Source organism: Aquabacterium sp. UBA2148 (assembly GCF_002328915.1).
In the GTDB taxonomy this organism is placed as follows: Bacteria; Pseudomonadota; Gammaproteobacteria; order Burkholderiales; family Burkholderiaceae_C; genus Aquabacterium; species Aquabacterium parvum.
Genome location: NZ_DCXA01000118.1, coordinates 21799 through 25462 on the forward strand (window position 1 = coordinate 21799; position 3664 = coordinate 25462).

A 3664-nucleotide genomic window follows, 5' to 3' on the forward strand; every position below is an offset into this window, starting at 1 on the left:
TGCACACCGTGGTGGCCGAGCACAACTGGCGCCTCAATGGATCGCCGGCCACGTATGAACAAGTGCACCTGTCGCTGCTCTCAGGCCTGCTGGGCAACGTGGGCTGCAAGTCGGACGACGAGGAGTGGTACCTGGGCGCGCGCGGCATCAAGTTCTGGAAGCACCCGGGCGCCAACCTGAGCAAGAAGCCGGGGCGCTGGATCCTGGCGGCTGAACTGGTCGAAACCACCAAGCTGTATGGCCGCGGCGTGGCCAACATCGACGTTCAATGGCTGGTGTCCATGGGCGGCCACCTGCTGAAAAAGCAGTTGCTGGAGCCGCACTGGGAAAAGAAGGCCGCCGAAGTGGTGGCACTGGAGCGCGCCACGCTTTACGGCCTGGTTGTCTACAACAACAAGCGCGTCAACTTCGGCCTGGTCAACGAGCGCGAGGCCCGCGAGATCTTCATCCGCGAGGCCCTGGTCAACGACGAGTGGGAGACACGCCTGCCTTTCCTGGCGCACAACCGCAAGCTCATCAACCAGGTCGAGCAGCTGGAGCACAAGTCGCGCCGGCAGGATGTGCTGGTGGACGACGAGCTGATCTACGCCTTCTACGACGCGCAGGTGCCGCCCGATGTGATGAGTGGCGCCAGCTTCGAGAAGTGGTACCGCCACGCCAGCCGCGAGAACCCAAAGCTGCTGCACCTCAGCCGCGAAGAGCTGATGCGCCACGAGGCAGCGGGCATCACCAGCGCGGCCTTCCCGAAGTACGTGCGCATGGGCGGTGTGGATTGCGCCGCCACTTACCTGCACGAGCCGGGCGACGCCCGCGACGGCGTGACGGTGACCGTGCCCATCTACGCGCTCAACCAGGTGCAGGAAGAGCGCGGCGAGTGGCTGGTGCCTGGCATGTTGAAAGATAAAGTGCTGGCCCTGGTCAAGAGCCTGCATCAGAAGCCCCGTGCGCGCCTGGTGCCGTTGCCGGAGTTCGCCGACGCCTTCGTGCAGTCGGCCGCGTTCGGGCAAGGCGGCTTGATGGATGCGCTGCTCAAGGCGGTGCGCGACAAGACCCAGCTCGACGTCAAGCGCGCCGACTTCAAGCTCGACATGCTCTCGCCTCACCTGTTCATGAACCACCGCGTGGTCGACGAACACGGGCGTCAGTTGGGCATGGGCCGCAACCTGCCGGCGCTCAAGGCCGAGCTGGGCTCGCTGGCGCGCGGGGCCTTCCAGGCACTGGCGGCACTCAAGGCACAGGAGGTGGTGTCGGGCGCCGAAGGTGTCCTGGCCGAGCAAGGCGGGCGCTTGTCGCCTGATGAAGGTGCTTCAGCCCCAGGAGCCGCAAGGCGCGATGCCGGCAAGGGGAATGCGCAGTCAGGTCGTCAGGCCTCGGGCGATGCGACTGGAGCCCGATCGACACCGGGCCGTTCGCAGGGCGCCCCTGGAGATCCATCTGCAGGCAATTCGGGCGCTGCCCGCTCCCAAGGCAGCACGCCGCTCACCGATTGGACCTTTGGCGAGCTGCCCGAGCTGATGGAGATCCAGCGCGGCGGTCACACCCTGATCGGCTTCCCCGCTTTGGTGGACAAGGCCACGCACGTCGAGATCGACATCTTCGATGAACCCGATGTGGCTGCGGCCAAGCACCGCGTCGGCCTGCGCCGTCTGGTCGCTTTGCAGATCAGGGAGCCGTTGAAGTACCTGGAAAAGAACATCCCCGACCTGCAGAAGATGGCGATGGCCTACATGAGCCTGGGCACCGCCGACGAGCTGCGCGACCAGATCGTCGATGTGGCCCTCGACCGTGCCTACCTGAACGAGCCGCAGCCATCCGACGCAGCCAGCTTCAAGGCCCGCGTGGAAGAAGGTCGCACGCGCCTGAACCTCATCGCCCAGGAAGTGGCGCGCCTGGCCGGCACCGTGCTCACCGAGTACGCCGCCGCCACGCGCAAGCTCAAGGACGCCAAGCCCCCGAAAGACGTGGCCGATGACGTCGCCGCGCAACTGCAGCGCCTCATGCCCAAGCGCTTTGTCAGCGCGACACCTTACGCGCAGCTGCAGCACTTCCCGCGCTACCTCAAGGGCATCACTTTGCGGCTGGACAAGCTCAAGGGAGACCCGTCGCGCGACGCGCAGCGCATGGCCGAGTTGCGCCCGCTGGACCAGCGCCTGGTGCGCCGCCTGGCCGAACTCAAAGGCACGCACGATGCGCGCACCGATGAGTTCCGCTGGCTGTTGGAGGAGTTGCGCATCAGCCTGTTCGCGCAGGAGCTGCGCACGCCTCAGCCGGTCAGCGTCAAGCGGCTGGAGAAGGTCTGGGCTCAGATCGGCAGTTGAGCTGCGCACCGCGAGCCAGCGGCCTGGCCTGGTGCTTTCAACGCCCCGTGATCGCCTGCACCATCTGCTCGATCACGCGCATTTGCAGGCCATTGCGGGTCAGGTGGCGCGTGCGCTCTGCGCCATCGAGGTAGTCCCACCAGTCCCAGCAACCGTTGGGATTGGGTTGGTACCAGGCGGTGTCGACCACCTTGTTGATGGCGCCGCTGCTGCAGCTCTCCGAAACCGGTGTGGCGCCCTGGTCGATGGCCGGGAACAGGACGATCTGCTTGTGCGCCTCCGCCCAGTTCACATAGCCGGCCGTCAGCGCGAATTCGCGAACTTGCTGCTTGCAGCCGTGAAAGGCGATGTGCAGCCCGCAGCGAGCGCCTGCCTGCTGGCATGACGGCGGCACGTGCACATAGCCGGTCGTGGCCATGTCCAATCGTTGTCGGCGTTCGCTGCGCGTGGGGTAGAAGAAAAACGCCAGCGCGTCTGGCGCGATGTACTCGCCAGAGCGGGTCACCGCGGCAATGAACGGGCGCTGGTCGAAGGGCTGGATGTCGGCGGCACTCACCTGGTCGCGCCGTCGTGCCGCGTCCTGTTGGACCTCGGGAAACAAGGCTTTGAACAGGTCTCTCGCGTTGTCTTCCTGCCGGCACTGGCGCACGTAGCTGCGGTCTTTGGGTGAGGCCTCGCATCGGTCGGTGCCGCCGGGCGAGACGATGCCGTGGCCCGCGTGGTTGCTGCCGTCGGCTTTGTTGCCCGTGTCCACCACTGGGGGTGTGCCCACGAACGAGGCCAGGAAGCTCGCACTGGCCTGACCCGTGCCGGCGACCACCGTGGCATCCAGTGGGCTGTGAAAGACGAAACTTCGCGACAAGTTTTTGGGCCGGCCATTGTCCAGCGGGTCGATGGCGCCGCTGCGTGCCAGATCCTGCGCCAGGGGCAGGGCGCTTGGCAGGGGCTGGCGGCCGCACATGCAATCGTTGATGGCCGTGCTCACGAAGCCCCGAGCGCAGCCCCAGCTCGGGCCAGCGATGGCGGCCACCCCTTTGACGCTTGCCGAATGTGCCACGGCGTACTGCAGCGCCATCGCTGCGCCCGAGGAAATGCCTGAAACCGTGACCTGATCGATCAGCGCGCCCCGTGGCAGTGGGCGCGTCGTTTGAGCCAGGCTCGTCTGGCTTGCTGCGAGCAGCGTGCACAGCAAAGCAAGCCGGCGCAGGTTGATGGTGCGCATGGCAAATTCCTCCCGCAGGATCCTGTCGTTGCGAAAATCAATGTTCTTGCAACGCTCGTGTGCCGACCATCCCTAGCATGCGGCTACAATGCTGTCTTGTTCGGGGCGTAGCGCAGCCTGGTAG

General features: G+C 65.9%; 2 protein-coding genes. One reads left to right on the forward strand and one right to left on the reverse strand.

What is annotated here, in order from left to right; genetic code table 11:
• Window positions 1-2318 (forward strand): DUF3418 domain-containing protein (locus B2W70_RS06485; RefSeq protein ID WP_286743974.1); only part of this gene is annotated, 2318 nt, incomplete at its 5' end.
• 37 nt (window positions 2319-2355) lie between these two features.
• Here B2W70_RS06485 and B2W70_RS06490 read toward each other — a convergent pair.
• The gene (locus tag B2W70_RS06490; protein ID WP_286743976.1) at window positions 2356-3540 is read right to left on the reverse strand and encodes a depolymerase; all 1185 of its coding nucleotides are present in this window, start codon (window positions 3538-3540) and stop codon (window positions 2356-2358) included.
• Window positions 3541-3664: the final 124 nt, after the last annotated feature.